This window comes from Kitasatospora sp. NPDC101183 (assembly GCF_044767945.1).
Lineage (GTDB): Bacteria > Actinomycetota > Actinomycetes > Streptomycetales > Streptomycetaceae > Kitasatospora.
Genome location: NZ_JBIWOW010000009.1, coordinates 1 through 22,330 on the forward strand (window position 1 = coordinate 1; position 22,330 = coordinate 22,330).

The following is a 22,330-nucleotide window of genomic DNA, read 5'->3' on the forward strand; positions in this document are numbered from 1 at the left end:
CTGGGCCCCGGCGCTATCCCCCCCAACTGCCCAAAATCTCACCCCGTGACAACCGTATACACTAAAAAGAAGACTGATAAAAGGCACCCCCCCCCCCCCGCGGGGGGGGGGGCGGCCCGGCCGCCCGCGCGGGACGGCCCCTCGGCCGTGAGCGGAAAACACCGAGCCCCCGGCGTTCAGGCCGGGGGCTCGGTGGCTGTGAAGTTGACTGTTAAATGTTGCTTACTTCGTCAGGTCCGGACCGGACGAGGCGACCTCGGCGGGGGTGTCCGCGACGGCCGACTTCTCCTCGCCGCGGAAGGTGAACTTGGCTTCCTTGCCCTCGCCCTCGACGTCCACGACGACGATGTGGCCGGCCCGCAGCTCGCCGAAGAGGATCTTCTCGGAGAGGTGGTCCTCGATCTCGCGCTGGATGGTGCGGCGCAGCGGACGGGCACCCAGGAGCGGGTCGTAACCGCGCTTGGCCAGCAGCTTCTTGGCCTCGACGCTGAGCTCCAGGCCCATGTCCTTGTCCTTGAGCCGCTCGTCCACCTTGTCGATCATCAGGTCGACGATCTTGATGATGTCTTCCTCGGACAGCTGGTGGAACACCACGATGTCGTCGACGCGGTTCAGGAACTCGGGGCGGAAGTGCTGCTTGAGCTCCTCGCCGACCTTCGCCTTCATCCGCTCGTACCCGGACTGGGAGTCACCCGTGGCCGCGAAGCCCAGGTTGAAGCCCTTGGAGATGTCCCGGGTGCCGAGGTTGGTCGTCATGATGATGACGGTGTTCTTGAAGTCGACCACGCGGCCCTGGGAGTCGGTCAGTCGACCGTCCTCCAGGATCTGCAGCAGCGAGTTGAAGATGTCCGGGTGGGCCTTCTCGACCTCGTCGAAGAGGACGACGGAGAACGGCTTGCGGCGGACCTTCTCGGTCAGCTGGCCGCCCTCCTCGTAGCCCACGTACCCGGGCGGGGAGCCGAACAGCCGCGAGACGGTGTGCTTCTCGGAGAACTCGGACATGTCGAGCGCGATCAGCGCGTCCTCGTCGCCGAAGAGGAACTCCGCGAGCGTCTTGGAGAGTTCGGTCTTACCGACGCCGGACGGGCCGGCGAAGATGAACGAACCGCCGGGGCGCTTCGGGTCCTTGAGGCCCGCACGGGTGCGCCGGATGGCCTGGGAGAGCGCCTTGATGGCGTCCTTCTGGCCGATGACGCGCTTGTGCAGCTCGTCCTCCATGCGCAGGAGACGGGAGGTCTCCTCCTCGGTCAGCTTGAAGACCGGGATGCCGGTGGCGGTGGCCAGGACCTCGGCGATGAGCTCCTCGTTGACCTCCGCGACGACGTCCATGTCGCCGGCCTTCCACTCCTTCTCGCGCTTGGCCTTGGCCTGAAGGAGCTGCTTCTCGTCGTCGCGCAGGGACGCGGCCTTCTCGAAGTCCTGCGCGTCGATCGCGCTCTCCTTCTCGCGGCGGACGTCGGCGATCTTCTCGTCGAACTCGCGCAGGTCCGGCGGCGCGGTCATCCGGCGGATGCGCATCCGGGAGCCGGCCTCGTCGATCAGGTCGATGGCCTTGTCCGGCAGGAAGCGGTCCGAGATGTAGCGATCGGCCAGGGTCGCGGCGGCGACCAGGGCGGCGTCCGTGATGGAGACCCGGTGGTGGGCCTCGTAGCGGTCGCGCAGGCCCTTGAGGATCTCGATGGTGTGCGGCAGCGAGGGCTCCGCGACCTGGATCGGCTGGAAGCGGCGCTCCAGCGCGGCGTCCTTCTCCAGGTGCTTGCGGTACTCGTCCAGCGTGGTGGCACCGATGGTCTGCAGCTCGCCGCGGGCCAGCATCGGCTTGAGGATGCTGGCGGCGTCGATGGCGCCCTCGGCGGCGCCCGCGCCGACCAGGGTGTGCAGCTCGTCGATGAACAGGATGATGTCGCCGCGGGTGCGGATCTCCTTGAGGACCTTCTTCAGGCGCTCCTCGAAGTCACCGCGGTAGCGCGAGCCGGCCACCAGGGCGCCCAGGTCCAGCGTGTAGAGCTGCTTGTCCTTGAGCGTCTCCGGGACCTCGCCCTTGACGATCGCCTGGGCCAGGCCCTCGACGACGGCCGTCTTGCCGACGCCGGGCTCACCGATCAGGACCGGGTTGTTCTTGGTGCGGCGGGACAGCACCTGCATGACCCGCTCGATCTCCTTCTCGCGCCCGATGACCGGGTCGAGCTTGGCCTCGCGGGCGGCCTGGGTGAGGTTGCGGCCGAACTGGTCCAGGACCAGGGAGGTCGACGGGGTGCCCTCGGCGGGCCCGCCGGCCGTGGCCGACTCCTTGCCGCCGCTCGTCTGGTAACCGGAGAGCAGCTGGATGACCTGCTGGCGCACCCGGTTGAGGTCGGCGCCCAGCTTCACCAAGACCTGGGCGGCGACGCCCTCGCCCTCGCGGATCAGGCCGAGCAGGATGTGCTCGGTGCCGATGTAGTTGTGGCCGAGCTGCAGGGCCTCCCGGAGCGACAGCTCCAGGACCTTCTTCGCCCGGGGGGTGAAGGGGATGTGGCCGGACGGGGCCTGCTGCCCCTGGCCGATGATCTCCTCGACCTGCTGGCGAACGGCCTCAAGAGAAATCCCGAGGCTCTCCAGGGCCTTGGCGGCGACGCCCTCGCCCTCGTGGATCAGACCCAGGAGGATGTGCTCGGTGCCGATGTAGTTGTGGTTGAGCATCCGGGCTTCTTCCTGAGCCAGGACGACAACCCGCCGCGCGCGGTCGGTGAACCTCTCGAACATCGTTTATCGCTCCTCAGAGCGGTCGGGCAGTTCGGGGTCCGTCCCCGCCCTGTCCTTCCGCATGCTAGTCCCGCTCAGCGGCGCGGCCCACGGATTCACTCCCCGGTAGAGGAGCGAGATGCTGCGCGACCAGCCGACACCAATCCCAACCTGATGCTGGGAATCGGTGTTCCCACAGGTGGGCCGGATGCACCGGAATCCGCTACGCCATCGGCGAACAAGAGCCGCCGGGGCGGAGCCGGACCGGCTGCGGCCGGTCGCCCATACTGCCCCTGGACGGGCTCCTGGAACCCGTCCACCTGCATTCATACCCGGTATCGGGACGGTTCTCGCGCAGTTTCCGCGGTGGCGGTGTTCGCCTGGCGAGAAGTCCGGCCGCGGCGGCGGCCGTTCAGCCTCTCCGGAACGGTCCGTACGCCGTCCCGGGGGTGTCCGCGTTACCGCTTCGCCCCTACAGCGTTGCACAGGCCGTGATTGTTCCGCCGTCCGAACCCGTGCCCCCGACGCCCCTCGGCGCCGGCCCCGGGGCGTGCGCCGCGGGGCGCGGAGGAGGTTCCTCCGCGCCCCGCGCGTGTGTCATCGTCGCCGTCCGCGGCCTCCGGAGCCCCGCACCCGCTCCGGTCCGCCGTCGGCGCCGGGGTCAGGACGCGTTGGCCTTGTCGTAGGCCTCGCGCACGGTGCTCGGCACGCGGCCGCGGTCGTTGACCTCCAGGCCCTGCTCCTTCGCCCACGCCCGCACCTTGGCGGTGTCCGGGGCGCTGCCGGCTGCCGGGCGCTGCGCGGCGCTGCGGCCCGGGCGGCGGGCGCCGGCGAGCCGGCCGCTCTGCTTGCGGCCCTTCTCCACGTACGGCGCCAGCAGGCCGCGGAGCTTGTCCGCGTTGGCGCTCTTCAGATCGATCTCGTAGGCAACGCCGTCGAGCGCGAACGTGACCGTCTCGTCCGCCGAGCCGCCGTCGAGATCGTCTTCAAGAATGACCTGCACCCTCTGTGCCACGGGCTTCCCTTTCCGCTAAACGACGCATTGCCTGAGGAAAGGAAAGCGCCTTTCTCCGGAAAACACAAACCCTTGACCGGCGCGGAGCCGCTCAGAGGTGCAGCAGCATGCGCGAGTTGCCCAACGTGTTGGGCTTCACCCGCTCCAGGTCAAGGAACTCGGCGACACCTTCATCGTACGAGCGGAGAAGTTCTTCATAGACGTCCGTGGCGATCGCCGCCGGGTCCGCGGCGGTCTCTTCCGCTTCGTGAAGCTCGCCGATCTCGACGAAACCGTGTTTCGCGAAGAAGGACACCTCGAACGTCAAGCAGAAAATCCGACGGACGCCGAGCCAGCGCGCCGTCTGCAACAGCTTCTCCAGCAACAGGTGGCCGACTCCCGTTCCCCGGCAGGACGGATCGACCGCGAGCGTCCGGACCTCGGCGAGGTCCTCCCACATCACATGGAGTGCTCCACAGGCCACGACGGTTCCGTCGTCGTCCCGTTCCGCGACCCAGAACTCCTGAACGGATTCGAACAGTGTGACAGTGGGCTTGTCCAGCAGAATGCCGTCGCGCGCATAGGTGTCGATGAGGCTGCGCACGGCCCGTACGTCGGTGGTCCGCGCACGGCGGATGGTGACCTCCATGGCGGGGACGTTATCGCGTCGCGCCGGGCGCGGTCTCCCCGGTATCCGGTTCGGGCCGCGGGGAATCCGCCGGGGGCGGATCGGAGGGGAACAGGGCGGCCACCCGCAAGGCGTCCCGCAGGGCCTCGCGCTGCTCCGGGGACATCAGGCCGAAGAAGTGCACCAGGGCCGCCGCCGGATTGTCACTGGTGGCCCAGGCGTCGTTCATCAGGGCCGCCGTGTAGGCCTCTCTCGACGAGACCGGTTCATATCGATAGGCCCGGCCGGCCCGCTCGCGGCGGAGCCAGCCCTTTCTGTGGAGCTTGTCCAGGACGGTCATCACCGTCGTGTACGCGATTTCGCGTTCCGACTGCAGATCCAGGAGAACCTCGCGAACCGTCACCGGTCGGTTCCACCGCCACACCCGGGTCATGATGGCGTTCTCAAGTTCGCCGAGTTGCCGGACCATAGTGCCGCCAGGATAGGGAGTGAATGGGGCAAATCTTGTGAAGTGCGCCAAACCGGCGCGCCGCCACCCCCTAATCGGGAATGGCGGCGCGAGGGGTCCTGCGGGGCGGCCGACGGACGCCGGGCGGATCAGTCCAGGTCTTCCTTGGCCTTCTGGGCACCGCCCTGGCTGCGGATGATCGCCCGCACCAGGAACCCGAAGCCGATCGCCATGACCAGCGGCGGCACGATCGCGCTGACGTAGTCCATCAGGTCACTCCTCCTCGGTCTTCTCCGCCGACGCGGCGGAAGCCTTCGGCTCCGGCTTCACCAGCGGGAAGAGCACCGTCTCCCGGATGTTCTTGCCGGTCAGCAGCATGATCAGGCGGTCCACGCCGAGGCCGAGGCCACCGGTCGGGGGCATCGCGTACTCCAGGGCGCGCAGGAAGTCCTCGTCCACCTGCATCGCCTCGACGTCGCCGCCGGCCGCCAGCAGCGACTGCGCCGTGAGGCGGGCGCGCTGCTCGACCGGGTCGACCAGCTCCGAGTAGGCGGTGCCGATCTCGGTGCCGAAGATGACCAGGTCCCACTTCTCGGCCACGCCCGGCTGCGAGCGGTGCTGGCGGGTCAGCGGGGAGACCTCGGTCGGGTAGTCCTTGATGAAGGTCGGCCGGACGGCGTTCTCCTCCAGCAGGCGCTCGACCATCTCCAGCACGATCTGCCCGTGGCCCCACTCCTTCTCGAAGGGGATGCCGTGGGCGGCGGCCAGCTTGCGCAGCTCCTCGACCGTGGTGTCCGGGGTGACCTCGGCGCCCAGGCGGGCGGAGATGCCCGGGTAGACGGAGACCTCCTCCCACGGCTCGGCCAGGTCGATCTCGTGCTCCACGCCGTGCGCGTCCACGCCCGTGATCACCGTGGTGCCCAGGGCGTCCCGGGCCGCGTTGACGATCGTCGCGCGGATCAGCTCGGCCTGGGTGTCGTAGTCGCCGTACGCCTCGTACGACTCCAGCGAGGTGAACTCCGGGTTGTGCGTGGAGTCCGCGCCCTCGTTGCGGAAGTTGCGGTTGATCTCGAAGACCTTCTCCGCGCCGCCGACCACGAGCCGCTTGAGGTACAGCTCGGGGGCGATGCGCAGGTAGAGGTCGATGTCGTACGCGTTGATGTGCGTGACGAACGGGCGGGCGTTGGCGCCGCCGTGCACCGGCTGCAGCATCGGGGTCTCGACCTCGATGTAGCCGCGGTCCTCGTAGGTGCGGCGGATCGAGCGGACGACCTTGCTGCGCAGCTGCAGGATCTCGCGCGCCTCGGGGTTCACGATCAGGTCGACGTAGCGCTGGCGGACCCGGGCCTCCGGGTCGGTCAGGCCCTTGTGCTTGTCCGGCAGCGGGCGCAGGCACTTGGCGGTGAGCTCCCAGCGGTCCACCATCACCGACAGCTCGCCGCGGCGGGAGGTGATCACCTCGCCCTCGACGCCCACCTGGTCGCCCAGGTCGATGTCGGACTTCCAGGCCGCCAGCCGCTCCTCGCCCAGCTTGTCCAGGGAGAACATCACCTGGAGGTCGCCGCTGCCGTCGCGCAGGGTGGCGAAGCAGAGCTTGCCGCCCGTACGGGACAGGACCACGCGGCCGGCGATGCCGACCCGCTCGCCGGTGGCGGTGTCGGGCTCGAGGTCCGGGTGCTTGGCACGCAGGTCCGCGATGGTGCTGGTGCGGGGGAAACCGACCGGGTACGGGTCGACACCGGCCGCCCGGAGCCGGTCGAGCTTCTCGCGCCGGACGCGCATCTGCTCGGGAAGGTCGTCGGTCGCGGGAACAAGGCTCTGATCGCTCACCCCACAAGGGTAGCCAGCCCCACACCGTGCTCCGCGACCGGATAAACCCCTGAGGGGGCCGCCCCCGTCCGGGGCGGCCCCCTCAGGGGCGGGGGCGGGGCGGGTCAGCCGGTGCCGGTGGCGAGTTCGATGTCCTCGGGGGTGGAGCCGGCGGGGGGCTGGGGGGCGGTGGGGGGCTTGGGGCGGCGGCCGAAGAGTTCGGCGGGGGTGGGCATCCGGTGGGGGCGGGGCGGGGCCGGCGGGGTGGCGGCGGGCTGCGACGGGCGGGGGTCGCGGGGGTCGCTGCTGCTCATGGTGATCCGTCCTCCAACAGGGATGGGGAGACTGCTCGGGCGTGCGGCGGGGTTCGGTACGGCCACCAGGTGGCGCGGCTGCCCCGCGGTGAGGGCGAGCCGCTCGCGCACGGCCGCCTCGGCCAGCGCGTGGCAGCGCCCGGCGAGGCGGGAGCGGCGGGACCGCTCGTGCTGCCCGCAGGGCTGGCGGCTGAGCCCGCGCAGGGCGGTGAGGTCCTCCGGGCCGGGCAGGTAGCCGTCCGAGACGGCCTCCTCCAGCCGCTCCAGGTACCCGGGGGCGCTGCCCGGCAGGGCGGAGCGGTAGCGGCCGAGGTCGGCGAGCAGGAAGGCGCGCAGGCGGCCGCCCTCCTGGACGGCCTCGTCGATCGCCTCGGTCAGGTACAGCGCGTCCTGGACGTCCTCGGCCCACAGTTCGGCGCCGGGCCCGGCGAAGGCCGTCCGGTCGGGGCCCTGGAGGTGGACGGGGACGGCGGGGTGCAGGGCTTGGGCGAGGGCGCGGCGCAGCACGCGGACTTCGTCGGCGCTGAAGGCCATGCCGCCGCGCGATCCGTGTGGCGTAGGCATGGGTTGACACTACGTGAGGAATATCCGATTTGTCGGTAGCGTCGCGCCGAACACCGCACGATCGGCCCGCACGGGAAGGCCGGTCAGGTCGGGCGGTTGCGCTCGAAGACCAGGCGCAGGCCGATCAGGGTCAGCCAGGGCTCGTGCACGTCGATGCTGGTCGCCTCGCCGAGGACGAGGGTGGCGAGGCCGCCGGTGGCGATCACCTGGACGTCGTCCGGGTCCTTGGACAGCTCCTTGGCCATCCGCTCCACCAGACCGTCGACCTGCCCGGCGAAGCCGTACAGGATGCCGGACTGCATGCCCTCGACGGTGTTCTTGCCGATCACGTTGCGCGGGCGGGCCAGTTCGATCTTGCGCAACTGGGCGCCGCGCGCGCCCAGGGCGTCCACGGAGATCTCGATGCCGGGGGCGATCGCGCCGCCGACGTAGTCGCCGCGGGCGTTGACGGCGTCGAAGGTGGTCGCCGTGCCGAAGTCCACGACGATGCACGGGCCGCCGTACAGGTGGTTGGCGGCCAGGGCGTTGACGATCCGGTCGGCGCCGACCTCCTTGGGGTTGTCCATCAGGACGTGCACCCCGGTCTTCACGCCGGGCTCCACGATCACCGCGGGGACGTCGCCGTAGTAGCGGCGGGTCACCTCGCGGAGCTCGTGGAGCACGGCGGGGACGGACGAGCAGATCGCCAGGCCCTCGACCACCGCCTCGTGCACGGCGGTGTGGTTGCCCATCAACCCCTGCATCAGCACGGCCAGTTCATCGGCCGTGCGGCGCGGATCGGTGGAGATCCGCCAGTGTTCCACCACGTCCTCGCCGTCGAACAGGCCGAGTGTGGTCTGGGTGTTGCCGACGTCGATGGTGAGGAGCATGGGGCGCTTTCTGCGAGTCGGGGCAGGCCTGCGGCGTCCGGGCGGACGGTCAGGCGCGCAGGTCCAGGCCGATGTCGAGGATCGGGGAGGAGTGGGTGAGCGCGCCCACGGCCAGGAAGTCGACACCAGTCTGGGCGACCTCGCGGGCGGTGGCCAGGGTCAGTCCGCCGGAGGCCTCCAGCTTGGCCCGGCCGGCCACCAGCGCGACGGCCTCCTTGAGCTGCTCGACGGTGAAGTTGTCCAGCAGGATGAGGTCCGCACCGGCCTCCAGCACCGGCGGGATCTGCTCCAGGGTGTCGACCTCGACCTCGACCTCCAGATCGGGGTAGGCCGCGCGGACGGCCCGGAAGGCCTCGGCCACGCCGCCGGCGGCGATCACGTGGTTGTCCTTCACCAGCGCGGCGTCCGAGAGCGCCATCCGGTGGTTGACGCCGCCGCCGCAGCGGACCGCGAACTTCTGCAGGGCGCGCAGGCCCGGGGTGGTCTTGCGGGTGTCGCGCACGACCGCGCCGGTGCCCTCCAGGGCGTCCGCCCAGGCGGCGGTGGCGGTGGCGATGCCCGACAGGTGGCAGAGCAGGTTGAGGGCGCTGCGCTCGGCCGTCAGCAGGTCGCGGGTGCGGGAGCGGATCGAGAGCAGCACCTGGCCGGCCTCCACCCGGTCGCCGTCCGCGACGTGGCGCTCGACCTCGAACTCCTCCTCGCAGACCAGCGAGACGACGGCCTCGGCGATCCGCAGGCCGGCCACGGTGCCCGCCGCGCGGGCGGTGAAGTCGGCGACGGCGACGGCGTCGGCGGGCACGGTGGCCACCGAGGTGACGTCCTCGCCGCCTGCCAGGTCCTCGGCCAGGGCCAGGGTGGCGACGTCCTCGACCTCGATCGGGTCCAGCCCGGCCTCCTCCAGCAGCTCGGCGAGCTGCGGGTCCAGGCCGGTCTCGTAGCCCTCGCCGTCCCCGCAGGCGCAGCCGTCGCCGCAGCCGCCCTGGTCCGCGTCGGCCAGGGGGAGTTCCTCGTGGGAGTGGGTCATGGTTCTACTGCTCCTCAGGGGTGCTGACAAGGTCGCCCGAGGGGGCGAGGGTGGTGATCAGGTGGCGCCGCCAGTGGGCGTCGTCGCGCTCGGGGAAGTCCTCGCGCCAGTGGCCGCCGCGGGTCTCCTCGCGCTGCTCTGCGGCCGCGACTAGGGCGGTGGCGACCAGCAGCAGGTTGGCGGCCTCCCAGGTCTCCACCCGGGGGTCGGCCGGCTTCTCCTCGGCCACGTGGGTGCGGGCCTGCTCGGCGAGCAGGGCCAGCCCGGCCGAGGCCTCGGCCAGCGAGGCGGCCGAGCGCAGGACGCCCGCGCCGTGCGACATCAGCCGCTGGATCTCGGCGCGCGCCTCGGAGGCCGGCAGCGGCACGGCGCGGGCGGCCTCCGCGGCGGCCGTGTCCACGGTGCGCTCGGGCAGGTCGCCCGCCGCGTGGCGCTCGGCCAGGTCGGCGGCGATCCGCTCGGCGAAGACCAGGCCCTCCAGCAGGGAGTTGGAGGCCAGCCGGTTGGCGCCGTGCACGCCGGTGCAGGCGACCTCGCCGCAGGCGTACAGGCCGGGGACGGAGGTGCGGCCGTGCCGGTCGGTGCGGACGCCGCCGGCGGCGTGGTGCGAGGCCGGGGCGATCGGGATCGGCTCGGTGACCGGGTCGACGCCGTGCGAGCGGCAGGTGGCGAGGATGGTCGGGAAGCGCTGCTCCCACATCTCGGCCCCGAAGTGCCGCCCGTCCAGGTACATGTGGTCGGCGCCCTTCTCCTGCATGCGCCGGGTGATCGCCTTGGCGACGATGTCGCGCGGGGCGAGTTCGGCCAGCTCGTGCTGCCCGACCATGAAGCGCACGCCGTCCGCGTCCACCAGGTGGGCGCCCTCGCCGCGCACGGCCTCGGAGACCAGCGGCTGCTGGCCGGCGGCGTCCGGGCCGAGCCAGAGCACGGTCGGGTGGAACTGGACGAACTCCAGGTCGGCGGCGGCGGCGCCGGCCCGCAGGGCCAGGGCTACGCCGTCGCCGGTGGAGACGGCCGGGTTGGTGGTGGCGGAGAAGACCTGGCCCAGGCCGCCGGTGGCGAGCACCACCGCGCGGGCCCGGACGGCGCCGACGCCGTCGCGCTGGCCCTCGCCCATCACGTGCAGGGTCAGCCCGGCGGTGTGGCCCTCGGCGTCGGTCAGCAGGTCCAGGACGAGGGCGTGCTCGATCAGTTCGAGGTCCGGGTCCTCGCGGACGGCGGCGACCAGGGCGCGGGACACCTCGGCGCCGGTCGCGTCCCCGCCCGCGTGCACGATCCGGTGGCGGTGGTGGCCGCCCTCGCGGGTGAGGAGGATCTCGCCGTCCGCGCCGCGGTCGAAGGCCGCACCGACCGCGATCAGCCGGCGGACGGCGTCGGGGCCCTCGGTGACGAGGGTGCGCACGGCCTCCTCGTCACAGATCCCGGCCCCGGCGACCAGGGTGTCGTCCAGGTGCTGCTCGGGGGTGTCGCCCTCGCCCAGGGCGGCGGCTATGCCGCCCTGGGCCCAGCGGGTGGAACCCTCGTCCAGGACCGCCTTGGTGACCACCATGGCCCGCAGGCCGGCCTTGCGGACGTTGAGGGCGACGGTGAGGCCGGCGATGCCGGAGCCGACCACGACCACGTCGGTGGCAGCGGTCCAGCCCGGGGCCGGGGCGGTCAGGCGGTGCGTAACGGACATGGCTCAGCTGCTCCTTCAGCGCGTGGCCGAGGTGGCCGCGCCTTCCTCGCCACGGTACGCCGCGTCCCCGCGCAGCAGTCCGCTGCCCTCCGGGGCCTCGGCGGGGTCGCCGCCGAAGCCCGTGATGCGGTTGTCCCCGTCCACGAAGACGACCTTCGGCTCGTAGCCCTTGGCCTCGGCCGTGTCCATCTGCCCGTAGGCGATGAGTATGACGAGGTCGCCGGGGTGGACCAGGCGGGCGGCGGCGCCGTTGATGCCGATCACGCCGGTGCCGCGCGGGCCGGCGATGGTGTACGTCTCCAGCCGGGCGCCGTTGTTGATGTCGACGATGTGGACCAGCTCGCCGGGGAGCAGGTCGGCGGCGTCGAGCAGGTCCTCGTCCACCGTGACGGAGCCGACGTAGTGCAGGTCGGCCTGGGTCACGGTGGCCCGGTGGATCTTGGACTTGAGCATGGTGCGGAGCATTGCGGGTCACGCCTCCTGTGAGTGCATGCCTGAGGGGGTGTTTGAGCTAGCGAACGATGATGCGGACGTTGTCGATCAGGCGGGTCGAGCCCACCTTCGCGGCCAGCGCCAGCACCGCCTCGCCCTGGAAGTCGTCCGCCGCCTCGGTGAAGGCGTGCGGGTCGATCAGGGCGAGGTAGTCGAGCTCGACGCCTTCGGCGTCCTCGAGGACGGCCGTGGCGGCCTCGCGCACGGCCTTCGGGCCCTGCGCGGCGGCGTCCCGGCCGGCGAACAGGGCCTTGGAGAGGGCGAGCGCGCGGGCGCGCTCCTCCTCGGAGAGGTAGCGGTTGCGCGAGGAGCGGGCCAGGCCGTCCTCCTCGCGGACGGTCGGCACGCCGACGATCTCCACGTCGAAGTCCAGGTCGGCCACCATCCGCTGGATGATCGCCAGCTGCTGGGCGTCCTTCTCGCCGAAGAAGGCGTAGTCCGGGTCCGTGATGTGCAGCAGCTTGGCGACGACGGTGAGCACCCCGTCGAAGTGGCCGGGGCGGGTGGCGCCCTCGAAGCGCTCGCCCATCGGGCCGGCGGTCATGCGCACCTGCGGCTCGCCGTTGGGGTAGACCTCGTCGACGGACGGGGCGAAGACCACGTCGGCGCCGTTGTCCTCGGCGAGCTTCACGTCCTCGTCGAGGGTGCGCGGGTAGCGCTCCAGGTCCTCGCCGGCGCCGAACTGCAGCGGGTTGACGAAGACCGTCACCGCGACCCGGCCCTCCGGGCCGACCTGCTTGCGGGCGGCGCGGACCAGCGCGGCGTGGCCCTCGTGCAGCGCGCCCATGGTCATCACGACGGCGTTGTCCACGGGCCGCTCGTCCGGCCAGAACGCGGCCTCGAAGTCGTCCACGGTGCGGGTGACGACGGCCCGGTGGACCTTCGGCGCCCGGTGGGCCTTGTTCGGCTGCTTGCCGCGTGCCATCAGCGCGTCTCCTCGTTCAGTACGTCCAGCAGCGCCGCCGCCGACGTCTCGTCGATCGTTCCGCCCGCGAGCGCGCGCTGGGCGGTGGCGCGGGCCATCGCCCGGTACGCGGCCGGGATGTCGGGGGACACCGTACTGAGCTGCGCCAGGTGGCGCCGTACGGTGCCCGCGTCGCCCCGCGCGACCGGCCCGGTGAGGGCCGCGTCGCCGGAGCGCAGGCTGTTGTCCAGGGCGGCGCCGAGCAGCGGGCCGAGCATCCGGCCCGGCTCGGCGATCCCGGCGGTGCGCAGCAGGTCCATGGCCTGCGCGACCAGGGTGACCAGGTGGTTCGCGCCGTGCGCGAGGGCCGTGTGGTAGAGCGGGCGGACGTCCTCGGGCACCCACTCCGGCTCGCCGCCCATCTCCACGACGAGCGCCTCGGCGACCGGCCGCAGCTCCTCGGGGGCGGTCACGCCGAACGGGCAGCCGGCCAGCCGGGCGAGGTCCACGGAGGTGCCGGTGAAGGTCATCGCCGGGTGCAGGGCCAGCGGCAGCGCCCCGGCCCGGGTGGCGGGCTCCAGGACGGCGACGCCGTGCGCGCCGGAGGTGTGCACCAGCAGCTGGCCGGGCCGTACGGCGCCGGTGGCGGCGAGCCCGGCGACCAGGTCGGCCAGGGCGTCGTCGGGGACGGTCAGCAGCACGAGGTCGGCGGCGGCCATGACCTGCGGCGGGGTGACGATCCGCACGCCCGGCAGCAGCGCGTCGGCGCGGCGCCGGGAGGCGGCGGACACCCCGGAGGCGGCGACCACGGTGTGCCCGGCCAGCTGCAGCGCGGCGCCCAGCGCGGGGCCCACCCGGCCGGTGCCGACCACACCCACCGCGAGGCGGGCCGGCCGGCTGCCGGGGTCGCTCGGATCGTCGAGCGAGGAGAATTCGGAGGAACCCAACGTTTCGTCCCTGAATATCCGTTCCGGTCCACCTGCGGGTACCGGACGTACCGCACCAGTCTACGGGGCCGTCAGTCCGCCGCTCCGGCCCGGATCAGGCCCGCCTCGTAGGCGAGGACGACGGCCTGGACGCGGTCGCGCAGGCCGAGCTTGGCCAGGATGCGGCCGACGTGGGTCTTCACGGTGGCCTCGGAGAGGACCAGCCGGGCCGCGATCTCGCCGTTCGACAGGCCCTGGGCGACGAGCAGGAACACCTCCCGCTCGCGTTCGGTCAGCGGCGCGATCGCATCGGAGCCGGGGGCGGTGTTCGGGGTGGGCAGCACCTCGGCGAAGCGGTCGATCATCCGGCGGGTGGTGGTCGGGGCGACCACGGCCTCCCCGCCGTGCACCGAGCGGATCGCGGCCACCAGCTCCGTCGGCGGGACGTCCTTGAGCAGGAAGCCGCTGGCACCGGCCTTGAGCGCGGCGAAGGCGTACTCGTCCAGGTCGAAGGTGGTGAGGATCAGCACCCGCGGGGCGTTCGGCAGCGGGCTGCCGTCCTCGGCCAGGCAGATCCGGCGGGTCGCCTGGACGCCGTCCAGGCGCGGCATCCGGACGTCCATCAGGATCACGTCCACCGGGGTGTGCCGCAGCCGTTCCAGGGCCTGGGCGCCGTCGCCCGCCTCGGCGGCGATCTCGATGTCGCCCTGGGACTGGAGGATCATCCGGAAGCCGGTGCGCAGCAGCTCCTGGTCGTCGACGAGCATCACGCGGATGGTCAAAGGTGGCTCCTGGGCAGTCAGTGCGCGGTCTTGAGGGGGAGGGTGGCGCGGATGCGGAAGCCGCCGCCGGGGCGGGGGCCGGTTTCGAGGTTGCCGCTGACCATGCCGACGCGTTCGCGCATGCCGATGAGGCCGTGGCCGAGGCCGTCGGCGCCGCCGGTGGTGAGGTGGTCGGTGGTGGTGGTGCCGCGGCCGTCGTCGTCGATCTGGACGGCGAGTTCGCGGTCGCCGTAGTCGACGGTGACGTGGGCGTGGGCGTGGGGTCCGCCGTGTTTGCGGACGTTGGTGAGGGCTTCCTGGACGATGCGGTAGACGGTGAGTTCGACGCCGCGGGGGAGGTCGAGGGGGTCGCCGGTGGTGGTGTAGTCGACGCGGAGCCCCGCGGTGCGGACCTGGTCGAGGAGTTCGGGGAGCTCCTCGACGCCGGGCTGGGGGACGTAGTCGTCGGTGGTGTCGCTGGTGCGCAGGACGCCGAGGAGGCGGCGCATCTCGACGAGGGCCTGGCGGCCGGTGGTGGCGATGGTGGTGAGGGCCTGTTTGGCCTGGTGGGGGTTGTTGTCGAGGACGTACGCGGCGCCGTCGGCCTGGACGATCATGACGGAGACGTTGTGGGCGACGACGTCGTGGAGTTCGCGGGCGATGCGGGCGCGTTCGGCGGCGACGGCGACCTTGGCCTGGGCGTCGCGTTCGCGTTCCAGCCGGGCGGCCCGGTCCTCCAGCTCCGTCAGGTACGCGCGGCGCACCCGGGTCAGCCGGCCCCAGGCCCAGCACAGGATGAACGGCGTGCTCATCAGCAGCATGATCAGCGCCGCCTCACCCAGGCCGTACGGGTGGGTGTGCGCGTCGCCCGAGTTGTCGATCACGGTCTTGACCGGGTGCATCCGCCAGTACACCAGCGGCCCGGCGGCGGCCCCGGCGACCAGGGCCAGCCGGGAGGTCCACTTGTGGCCGAAGGCGGCGCCCGTGTAGGCGAAGACGAGGTAGGCGATGGAGGAGATGCCGGGGTCGACGTTGGCCGCGATCTGGCCGAGGGCGACGCCGGTGGCGCCGCCCACGGTGACGTCCGGGTAGCGCCGCCGGAAGACCATCAGCAGCGGAAGCAGCAGCGCGACCACGATCTGCGCGTCGAGGCGCCAGCCGGTGTCGGAGCTGCCGTCGTTCGGCAGGACGCCGAGGAACAGCACGACCGCCGCCCAGGCGGAGTCGACCACCATGGGGTGTCGGCGGAGCCAGGCGTTGAGTCGATGCACGTGTCCAGCGTAGGCAGTCGGGCACGGTGCCCAGGTCCGCCGGTAGGGCGATCCGCCCCTACTCCGTAGGTCGGAGACGTCCCCGTGGTGGGGGGAGGGGCGGCTCCGGGGCCCGGTAGCGTCCCGCTGCATGACGTGGATGCGGTGGGCGCCCGCCCTGGAGAAGGCGCTGTACGACCCGGAGGGCGGTTTCTACCGCAGGCCCGAGGGCCCGGCCGGGCACTTCCGCACCTCGGTGCACGCCTCGCCGAGGTTCGCCCGTGCGGTGGCCCGGCTGCTGCTGGAGGTTGACGAGGCCCTCGGCCGGCCGGAGGAGCTGGCCCTGGTCGACGTCGGGGCCGGGCGGGGGGAGCTGATCACCGGGGTCCTGGCCGAGCTGCCCGAGGGGGTGCGGGCGCGGCTGCGCCCGTACGGCGTCGAGATCGCGGACCGGCCGGCCGGACTGTTGTCCACAGCCCTGTGGACGAGCGAGCCGCCGCGCGGGGTCAGCGGGCTGCTGTTCGCCAACGAGTGGCTGGACAACGTGCCGCTGGACGTCGGGGAGGTGGACGACGCCGGGGCGCTGCGCTACGTCGAGGTGGAGACCGCGACGGGCGAGGAGCGGCTCGGCGGGCCCGTCTCGGCGCAGGACGCGGCCTGGGCCGCCCGCTGGTGGCCCGTCGAGGAGCCGGGGGAGCGGGTGGAGTTCGGCGGCCCCCGCGACGCCGCCTGGGCGCGGGCCGTCGCCGGTCTGGAGCGGGGCCTGGCCGTCGCCGTCGACTACGGGCACACGGCCGGGCGGCGGCCGCCCTTCGGCACGCTGGCCGGCTTCCGGGACGGCCGCGAGGTGGCGCCCGTACCGGACGGCTCCCGCGACGTGACCGCGCACGTGGCCCTGGACGCGATCGCCGTGCCCGGTCTCCACAGCCTGTGGACGGAGCAGCGCGCCGCCCTGCGCGCCCTCGGCGTGAGCGGCGGGCGGCCGCCGCTGGCGCTCGCCTCCACCGACCCGGCGGGGTACCTGCGCGCGCTGAGCGGCGCGGGGGAGGGGGCCGAGCTGACCGACCCGGCGGGGCTGGGCGGCTTCGGGTGGCTGGTGCAGGCCGTCCGCATCTCGGTACCGGAAAGCCTGGAGCCCCTGGCGGGATGGCAGACTCTGGGGTCATGAGGGAGACCACGGTCGGCATCGGGGCGGGAGCCGAGAACTTCACCGGCGAGGCGGGCACCACCGACATGGTGCTCAACATCGGCCCGCAGCACCCCGCCACCCACGGCGTGCTGCGGCTGCGCCTGCTGCTGGACGGCGAGCGGATCGTCACCGCCGAGCCGGTGATCGGCTACATGCACCGCGGCGCGGAGAAGCTGTTCGAGGCCCGGGACTACCGGCAGATCATCATGCTGGCCAACCGGCACGACTGGCTCTCCGCCTTCTCCAACGAGCTGGGCGTCGTGCTCGGCGTCGAGCGGATGCTCGGCATGGAGGTCCCCGAGCGGGCGGTGTGGGTCCGCACCCTGCTCGCCGAGCTCAACCGGGTGCTCAACCACCTGATGTTCCTCGGCTCGTACCCGCTGGAACTCGGCGGCATCACGCCCGTCTTCCACGCCTTCAACGGCCGCGAGGACCTCCAGCACGTCCTGGAGGAGGCCTCCGGCGGGCGGATGCACTACATGTTCAACCGGGTCGGCGGCCTCAAGGAGGACCTGCCGGCTGGCTGGCTCGGCCGGGTCCGCACCGCCGTCGGCGTCGTCCGCTCGCAGCTGCCCGTCTTCGAGGACCTCGTCCTCGGCAACGAGATCTTCCGCGCCCGCACGGCCGGCGTCGGCGTCCTCACCGCCGCGCAGGCCCAGGCGTACGGGGTCAGCGGGCCGATCGCCCGCGCCAGCGGCCTGGACCTCGACCTGCGCCGGGACGAGCCCTACCTCGCGTACGGCAGCGAGGAGTTGAGGCAGGTGCTCACCGTCGTCACCCGCGAGGAGGGCGACTGCCTGGCCCGCTTCGAGTGCCTGCTGGAGCAGACCCACAACTCCCTGGACCTCGCCGACGCCTGCCTCGACAAGATCGCCACCCTCGCACCTGGGCCCGTCAACCAGCGGCTGCCCAAGGTGCTCAAGGCCCCCGAGGGCAGCACCTACACCTGGACGGAGAACCCGCTCGGGATCAACGGGTACTACCTGGTCTCGCGCGGCGACAAGACGCCGTGGCGTCTCAAGCTGCGCTCAGCGTCCTTCAACAACATCCAGGCGCTGACCGAGCTGCTGCCCGGGACGCTGGTGGCGGACATGGTGGCGATCCTGGGGTCGATGTTCTTCGTGGTCGGGGACATCGACAAGTAGTCGACAGGCAATGGGGACTACGGCTTCTTCTTGGCCTTGACCGGGTCCGCCGGGTGCGGGGCCACCTTGCGGTCGCCCTTGGTGGCGATCCGCTCCTCGCACAGGCGGGCCAGCACCCCGTACGCGGCCTTGCCCATCAGCTCGGTGAGCTCGGGGCGGTAGCTGACGTACACCGGCTCGGCGCCCTGGTGCGCGGCAGGGGCGCCGGTGCACCACCAGTGCAGGTCGTGGCCGCCCGGGCCCCAGCCGCGGCGGTCGTACTCGCCGATCGAGACCTGGAGGTAGCGGGTGTCGTCGGGGCGGTCGATCCAGTCGTAGGTGCGGCGGATCGGCAGCTGCCAGCAGACGTCCGGCTTGAACTCCAGCGGCTCGTGGCCCTCCTTGAGCGCCAGCGCGTGCAGGGCGCAGCCGGCGCCGCCCGCGAAGCCGGGGCTGTTCACGAAGATGCAGGCGCCGTTGACCCGGCGGGTCTGGCGGTCGCCGTCCTCGTCCAGCATGGTGACGCCGCCGTCCGTGACGAGCCGCCCCTTGGCGTCGGTGCCGTGCGGGTGGTTCTCCCACAGCTCGGGGGTGAGGCGCTTGGCGTGCTTCATGACGCGCTTCTCGTCGTCCTCGTCCGAGTAGTGCGCGCCCAGCGTGCAGCAGCCGTCCGAGGCGCCCCGGCCCTCGCGGATGCCGTGGCAGCCCTGGCCGAAGACGCAGGACCAGCGGGAGGTCAGCCAGGTGAGGTCGCAGCGGAAGACCTGCTCGGCGTCCTCCGGGTCGGCGAACTCGACCCAGGCGCGCGGGAAGTCGAGCGGGACCTCGTCGCGGGGGATCTCGCGGCGCAGGGTCGGCATCGCGAGATCGACGGGGGTGGGGGAGGCCGCGGGCTTCGCCTTGGCCTTCTTCTTGGACGTTTCTGCTGGTGCCACCCGGTAAGGGTAGAGCTTTCGCGCGGCCCGGGAGGGACGGGCGTGCGGCGCGGGGGCGAATTGCGGCGTGCGCCCGCGGCGCCGGGAGGTACGGTCTTCGACGACCGGGAGAACTGGCGGGCCGTCAGATTCGAGCGCTTTTGGGGCGGTTTGAACCGAATCGGCCCTCCGGTCCGTCGCACCGGACAGACGCCCACCCCGAGCAGGAGCCACCCCCGCCGTGACCGTGCAGCCCCGCGCCGCCGCCCAGACGGCCGTCCTCGCCGCCCTCGCGGTGCTGGCCGCCGGCTGCGCCTCCGCCGGCCCCGCGCTGCGGGCCCGCTCCGCCTCCGCGCCGCCCGTCTGCGACACCCCCTTCGTGGTGGGCCACCGGGGCTCCCCGCGCACCGCGCCCGAGAACACCATGGCCTCCTTCGACAGCGCCCTCGACCAGGGCGCCGACTGGCTGGAGACCGACGTCCAGACCACCCGCGACGGCGTCCCGGTGCTGATGCACGACGCCACCGTGGACCGCACCACCAACGGCAAGGGCGCCGTCGGCGACCTCACCGCCGCCCAGGTCGCCGCCCTGCGGGTGACCATCGGCCCCGGCCCCGCCCAGCCCGTCCCCACCCTGGAGCAGCTCCTCGAGCGCCTCGACGGCAGCAACGCCACGCTGCTGATGGAGATCAAGTGGCAGCGCACCCCCGAGGACGTCACCCGGATCGCCCGGATCGCCGCCGGCAGCGGCGCCCACGTCGTCCTCTACAGCTTCTCCGCCGACCACCTGCGCCGCGCCCACGCCGCCGCCCCCGCCCTGCCGATGGTGCTCATCCAGGGCTCCGGGCTCGCCGAGAACCCGGGGGACCTGCCGCTGCGCGGCGTGGCCCTGGAGTCCACGCTGGCCGGCGCCGCCCGGATCGCCGAGGAGCGCAAGGCGGGCCGCGAGGTCTACGTCTGGACGGTCGACGACGAGGAGAACTGGCAGACCATGGCCGCCCGCGGCGCGGACGGCCTGATCACCGACCTCCCCGGCCCGGCCCGCCGCTGGGCGGACGCCAACTGCCGCCCCGAACGCCGCGTCGCGCCCCGAGGTCACTGACCGCGTACCGTCAGTGACCAGCGCGAATACCTCCGCAACCGGCCTGCCCCGGGGCCGGATCGCGTAGCGTGGAGAGTTATGCGACTCGGTGTACTCGACGTAGGTTCCAACACGGTCCACTTCCTCGTGGTGGACGCCCATCCGGGCGCTGCCCCCGTACCCGCGTACTCCCACAAGGCCGAGCTGCGCCTGGCCGAACTGCTCGACGAGGACGGCGCGATAAGCGAGACCGGCGTCGAGCGGCTGGTCGGCCACATCGCCTCCTCGCTGCGCGTCGCCGAGGACAAGGGCGTCGTCGACATCCTGCCCTTCGCCACCTCCGCCGTCCGCGAGGCCGCCAACGGCGAGGCCGTGCTGCGCCGGGTCGCCGCCGAGACCGGCGTCGAGCTGCGGGTCCTCTCCGGCCAGGACGAGGCCCGGCTGACCTTCCTCGCCGTGCGCCGCTGGTTCGGCTGGTCCTCGGGCCGGCTGCTCAACCTCGACATCGGCGGCGGCTCCCTGGAGATCGCCTGCGGCCCGGACGAGCAGCCCGACGTGGCCTGCTCGCTGCCCCTGGGCGCCGGCCGCCTCACCGCCCGCTGGCTGCCCGAGGACATCGCCGACCCGGACGGGCTGCGCGACCTCAGGCGCCACGTCCGCGCCGAGATCGCCACCGTGGTCGGCGAGATCACCCGGCTCGGGCCCCCGCAGCACGCCGTCGCCACCTCCAAGACCTTCAAGCAGCTCGCCCGGATGACCGGCGCCGCCCCCGCCGACGCCGGCCCGTACGCCGACCGCCGCCTCACCCGGGGCGGGCTGCTGGCCTGGCTGCCCCGGCTGTCCGCGATGACCGTCGCCCAGCGGGCCCAGATCCCGGGCGTCTCGGAGGGCCGCGCCAAGCAGCTGCTCGCCGGCGCGATCGTCGCCGACGCCGCGATGGACCTGTTCGGGCTGGAGGAGCTGGACGTCTGCCCGTGGGCCCTGCGCGAGGGCATCATCCTGCGCCGCCTGGACGCCATGGACAGCCCCGCCGACCGCCGCCCCGCGCTGACCAGCTGAGCGCCGAGGAGCGGGGACCCGTTCCCCGTTCGGAGCGCGGTCCGCTTACGCTGTCTCCCGTGGTGCAACCAGCGGACGAGGACGGGGCGCGGGAGGGCCGCGCTCCCGGGGACGGGCGGCAGCGGTCGGACGGCCCGCGCCGTCGGCTCGGCGAGGCGGTCAAGGGCGCCACCGCCGCCCAGGCCGCCAAGGCCGTCCAGGCGGCGCAGCGCACGGCCAAGAAGGCCGCCGCGAAGAAGACCACCGCCCGGAAGCCGCAGAAGCAACAGAAGCCGCAGGCGCTGCAGAAGCCGAGCAGGCGGACGGACGCCGACGGGCAGGCCGCCGAGACCCGCACCGCCCGCGCCGCGGGCGCCGCCAAGGCCGCCGTCCAGTCCGTCCGCTCGGTCAAGGCCGCCAAGCGCGACGCCGCCCGCCCCCCGCTGCTGCGCACCACCGACCGCCTCGTCCTGCCCCGCCACCCCGGCCTGCACATCCCCGACACCAAGGTGGCCCTGTCCACGGCCTCGGTGTACCCGGCGAGCACCGTCGTCGCCTTCGAGCTGGCCGCCAAGCTCGGCTACGACGGCGTCGAGGTGATGGTCTGGAACGACCCCGTCAGCCAGGACCTCGACGCCCTGCGCAAGCTCTCCGACACCCACCAGCTGCCCATCCTGGCCGTGCACGCGCCCTGCCTGCTGATCACCCAGCGGGTCTGGACCACCGACCCCTGGACGAAGCTGGTCCGCGCCCGCGCCGCCGCCGAGAAGCTCGGCGCGAGCGCCGTCGTCGTCCACCCGCCGTTCCGCTGGCAGCGCCAGTACGCCCGCGAGTTCGTCGAGGGGATCAACCGGATGGCGGGGGAGACGGACGTCCGGTTCGCCGTCGAGAACATGTACCCCTGGCGCTACAAGGACCGCGAGGTCCTCGCCTACGCCCCCGGCTGGGACGTCACCGACGAGGAGTACCGGCACTTCACCATCGACCTCTCGCACGTCGCGACCTCCCGGATCGACACCTTCGCGATGGTCGAGCGGATGGGGGACCGCCTCGCCCACGTGCACCTCGCGGACGGCAGCGGCTCCGGCAAGGACGAGCACCTGATCCCCGGCCGGGGCAAGCAGCCCTGCGCCGACCTGCTGGAACACCTCGCCCGCACCGGCTTCGACGGCCACGTGGTGCTGGAGGTCAACACCCGCCGCGCCACCTCCCCCGCCGAACGCGAGGCCGATCTCGCCGAGGCCCTCGCCTTCACGCGCCTGCACCTGGCCGCCCCCTCGCGCGTACGCTGACGGCCGGGCCCGCACGGGAACGAACGGCCGTACCGAGGGGGACCGGTGACGAACGGCCAGGACTTCAGCGAGCCGTGCGACTTCCGCGAACCGGCCGCGAGTTCCGGCTCGGTGGCAGCCGCGTACGACCGCGGGCGGCCCGGCTAGCCGGACGGGCAGGTCGTTGAGCCGTACGTCCTGGACCTCACCGTCGCCGTCACTCCGGCCTGAAGCAGGCCTGAAGTCCGCCGGAAGCCCGCCAGGAGCCCGCCCGATCCCGGCTCGACCGGGGTGACCGCATCGCGGACGGCCCGTCCGTCCGCCGGACGGC

20 protein-coding genes are annotated in these 22,330 nt (G+C 72.7%); 5 read left to right on the top strand and 15 right to left on the bottom strand.

Features of this window, described 5'->3' with window-relative positions; genetic code table 11:
* Window positions 1–222: 222 nt before the first annotated feature.
* The 14 genes from ACIRRS_RS14180 to ACIRRS_RS14245 form a co-directional block, all read right to left on the bottom strand.
* Window positions 223–2,742 (bottom strand): ATP-dependent Clp protease ATP-binding subunit, encoded by a 2,520-nt coding sequence (locus ACIRRS_RS14180; protein ID WP_402969702.1) that lies wholly within the window; start codon window positions 2,740–2,742, stop codon window positions 223–225.
* 640 nt (window positions 2,743–3,382) lie between these two features.
* Window positions 3,383–3,736 carry an Lsr2 family protein gene (locus tag ACIRRS_RS14185; RefSeq protein WP_402969705.1) on the bottom strand — a complete coding sequence of 118 codons (354 nt, stop codon included), beginning with the start codon at window positions 3,734–3,736 and terminating at the stop codon, window positions 3,383–3,385.
* Window positions 3,737–3,827: 91 nt separating this feature from the next.
* Window positions 3,828–4,364 carry an amino-acid N-acetyltransferase gene (locus ACIRRS_RS14190; RefSeq protein ID WP_402969708.1) on the bottom strand — a complete coding sequence of 179 codons (537 nt, stop codon included), beginning with the start codon at window positions 4,362–4,364 and terminating at the stop codon, window positions 3,828–3,830.
* 10 nt (window positions 4,365–4,374) lie between these two features.
* Window positions 4,375–4,812 carry a BlaI/MecI/CopY family transcriptional regulator gene (locus ACIRRS_RS14195; protein ID WP_402969711.1) on the bottom strand — a complete coding sequence of 146 codons (438 nt, stop codon included), beginning with the start codon at window positions 4,810–4,812 and terminating at the stop codon, window positions 4,375–4,377.
* A gap of 252 nt (window positions 4,813–5,064) precedes the next feature.
* Window positions 5,065–6,621 (bottom strand): bifunctional lysylphosphatidylglycerol synthetase/lysine--tRNA ligase LysX, encoded by a 1,557-nt coding sequence (lysX, locus tag ACIRRS_RS14200; protein WP_402969714.1) that lies wholly within the window; start codon window positions 6,619–6,621, stop codon window positions 5,065–5,067.
* Between the two features lie 104 nt (window positions 6,622–6,725).
* On the bottom strand, window positions 6,726–7,478 hold the full coding sequence (locus ACIRRS_RS14205; protein WP_402969719.1) for a hypothetical protein: 753 nt from the start codon (window positions 7,476–7,478) through the stop codon (window positions 6,726–6,728).
* 83 nt (window positions 7,479–7,561) lie between these two features.
* Window positions 7,562–8,347 (bottom strand): type III pantothenate kinase, encoded by a 786-nt coding sequence (locus ACIRRS_RS14210; protein ID WP_402969721.1) that lies wholly within the window; start codon window positions 8,345–8,347, stop codon window positions 7,562–7,564.
* Between the two features lie 49 nt (window positions 8,348–8,396).
* Window positions 8,397–9,371 carry a carboxylating nicotinate-nucleotide diphosphorylase gene (nadC, locus tag ACIRRS_RS14215; protein ID WP_402969724.1) on the bottom strand — a complete coding sequence of 325 codons (975 nt, stop codon included), beginning with the start codon at window positions 9,369–9,371 and terminating at the stop codon, window positions 8,397–8,399.
* A 4-nt stretch (window positions 9,372–9,375) separates the two neighbouring features.
* On the bottom strand, window positions 9,376–11,049 hold the full coding sequence (locus ACIRRS_RS14220; protein ID WP_402969727.1) for an L-aspartate oxidase: 1,674 nt from the start codon (window positions 11,047–11,049) through the stop codon (window positions 9,376–9,378).
* 15 nt (window positions 11,050–11,064) lie between these two features.
* The gene (panD, locus tag ACIRRS_RS14225) at window positions 11,065–11,514 is read right to left on the bottom strand and encodes an aspartate 1-decarboxylase (RefSeq protein WP_402969730.1); all 450 of its coding nucleotides are present in this window, start codon (window positions 11,512–11,514) and stop codon (window positions 11,065–11,067) included.
* A 46-nt stretch (window positions 11,515–11,560) separates the two neighbouring features.
* The gene (panC, locus tag ACIRRS_RS14230; RefSeq protein WP_402969732.1) at window positions 11,561–12,466 is read right to left on the bottom strand and encodes a pantoate--beta-alanine ligase; all 906 of its coding nucleotides are present in this window, start codon (window positions 12,464–12,466) and stop codon (window positions 11,561–11,563) included.
* Complete coding sequence (locus ACIRRS_RS14235; RefSeq protein ID WP_402969735.1) at window positions 12,466–13,392, bottom strand: Rossmann-like and DUF2520 domain-containing protein; 927 nt, start codon at window positions 13,390–13,392, stop codon at window positions 12,466–12,468. Before ACIRRS_RS14235 ends, panC begins: the two co-directional genes overlap by 1 nt.
* A gap of 71 nt (window positions 13,393–13,463) precedes the next feature.
* Window positions 13,464–14,153 carry a response regulator gene (locus tag ACIRRS_RS14240; RefSeq protein ID WP_402969738.1) on the bottom strand — a complete coding sequence of 230 codons (690 nt, stop codon included), beginning with the start codon at window positions 14,151–14,153 and terminating at the stop codon, window positions 13,464–13,466.
* 17 nt (window positions 14,154–14,170) lie between these two features.
* The gene (locus ACIRRS_RS14245; protein WP_402970451.1) at window positions 14,171–15,367 is read right to left on the bottom strand and encodes a sensor histidine kinase; all 1,197 of its coding nucleotides are present in this window, start codon (window positions 15,365–15,367) and stop codon (window positions 14,171–14,173) included.
* Window positions 15,368–15,533: 166 nt separating this feature from the next.
* Here ACIRRS_RS14245 and ACIRRS_RS14250 point away from each other — a divergent pair, with 166 nt between their 5' ends.
* The gene (locus tag ACIRRS_RS14250) at window positions 15,534–16,550 is read left to right on the top strand and encodes an SAM-dependent methyltransferase (protein WP_402969740.1); all 1,017 of its coding nucleotides are present in this window, start codon (window positions 15,534–15,536) and stop codon (window positions 16,548–16,550) included.
* Window positions 16,547–17,716: an NADH-quinone oxidoreductase subunit D gene (locus ACIRRS_RS14255; protein ID WP_402969742.1), complete on the top strand. Its 1,170-nt coding sequence runs from the start codon at window positions 16,547–16,549 to the stop codon at window positions 17,714–17,716. The genes ACIRRS_RS14250 and ACIRRS_RS14255 overlap by 4 nt, the downstream gene beginning before the upstream one ends.
* 17 nt (window positions 17,717–17,733) lie before the next feature.
* Here the strand turns inward: ACIRRS_RS14255 and ACIRRS_RS14260 are convergent, their stop codons facing one another.
* On the bottom strand, window positions 17,734–18,555 hold the full coding sequence (locus tag ACIRRS_RS14260) for a hypothetical protein (protein WP_402970454.1): 822 nt from the start codon (window positions 18,553–18,555) through the stop codon (window positions 17,734–17,736).
* Window positions 18,556–18,850: 295 nt separating this feature from the next.
* Between ACIRRS_RS14260 and ACIRRS_RS14265 the strand changes: the two genes are divergently transcribed.
* From ACIRRS_RS14265 to ACIRRS_RS14275, 3 genes are all read left to right on the top strand, one after another.
* Entirely contained in the window at window positions 18,851–19,711 is an 861-nt protein-coding gene (locus ACIRRS_RS14265; RefSeq protein WP_402969745.1) for a glycerophosphodiester phosphodiesterase, read from the top strand.
* 78 nt (window positions 19,712–19,789) lie between these two features.
* A complete protein-coding gene (locus tag ACIRRS_RS14270) occupies window positions 19,790–20,749 on the top strand; it encodes a Ppx/GppA family phosphatase (protein WP_402969748.1) in 960 nt (319 codons plus the stop codon).
* A 467-nt stretch (window positions 20,750–21,216) separates the two neighbouring features.
* A complete protein-coding gene (locus tag ACIRRS_RS14275) occupies window positions 21,217–22,020 on the top strand; it encodes a sugar phosphate isomerase/epimerase family protein (RefSeq protein WP_402970456.1) in 804 nt (267 codons plus the stop codon).
* Window positions 22,021–22,330: the final 310 nt, after the last annotated feature.

Excerpts from the sequence above, each read along its gene's own strand:
- ACIRRS_RS14180 (WP_402969702.1), bottom strand. The coding sequence starts at position 2,742 with ATGTTCGAGAGGTTCACCGACCGCGCGCGGCGGGTTGTCGTCCTGGCT.
- ACIRRS_RS14190 (WP_402969708.1), bottom strand. The coding sequence starts at position 4,364 with ATGGAGGTCACCATCCGCCGTGCGCGGACCACCGACGTACGGGCCGTG.
- ACIRRS_RS14195 (WP_402969711.1), bottom strand. The coding sequence starts at position 4,812 with ATGGTCCGGCAACTCGGCGAACTTGAGAACGCCATCATGACCCGGGTG.
- ACIRRS_RS14205 (WP_402969719.1), bottom strand. The coding sequence starts at position 7,478 with ATGCCTACGCCACACGGATCGCGCGGCGGCATGGCCTTCAGCGCCGAC.
- ACIRRS_RS14210 (WP_402969721.1), bottom strand. The coding sequence starts at position 8,347 with ATGCTCCTCACCATCGACGTCGGCAACACCCAGACCACACTCGGCCTG.
- nadC (WP_402969724.1), bottom strand. The coding sequence starts at position 9,371 with ATGACCCACTCCCACGAGGAACTCCCCCTGGCCGACGCGGACCAGGGC.
- ACIRRS_RS14220 (WP_402969727.1), bottom strand. The coding sequence starts at position 11,049 with ATGTCCGTTACGCACCGCCTGACCGCCCCGGCCCCGGGCTGGACCGCT.
- panD (WP_402969730.1), bottom strand. The coding sequence starts at position 11,514 with ATGCTCCGCACCATGCTCAAGTCCAAGATCCACCGGGCCACCGTGACC.
- panC (WP_402969732.1), bottom strand. The coding sequence starts at position 12,466 with ATGGCACGCGGCAAGCAGCCGAACAAGGCCCACCGGGCGCCGAAGGTC.
- ACIRRS_RS14245 (WP_402970451.1), bottom strand. The coding sequence starts at position 15,367 with ATGGTGGTCGACTCCGCCTGGGCGGCGGTCGTGCTGTTCCTCGGCGTC.
- ACIRRS_RS14250 (WP_402969740.1), top strand. The coding sequence starts at position 15,534 with ATGACGTGGATGCGGTGGGCGCCCGCCCTGGAGAAGGCGCTGTACGAC.
- ACIRRS_RS14255 (WP_402969742.1), top strand. The coding sequence starts at position 16,547 with ATGAGGGAGACCACGGTCGGCATCGGGGCGGGAGCCGAGAACTTCACC.
- ACIRRS_RS14260 (WP_402970454.1), bottom strand. The coding sequence starts at position 18,555 with ATGCCGACCCTGCGCCGCGAGATCCCCCGCGACGAGGTCCCGCTCGAC.
- ACIRRS_RS14270 (WP_402969748.1), top strand. The coding sequence starts at position 19,790 with ATGCGACTCGGTGTACTCGACGTAGGTTCCAACACGGTCCACTTCCTC.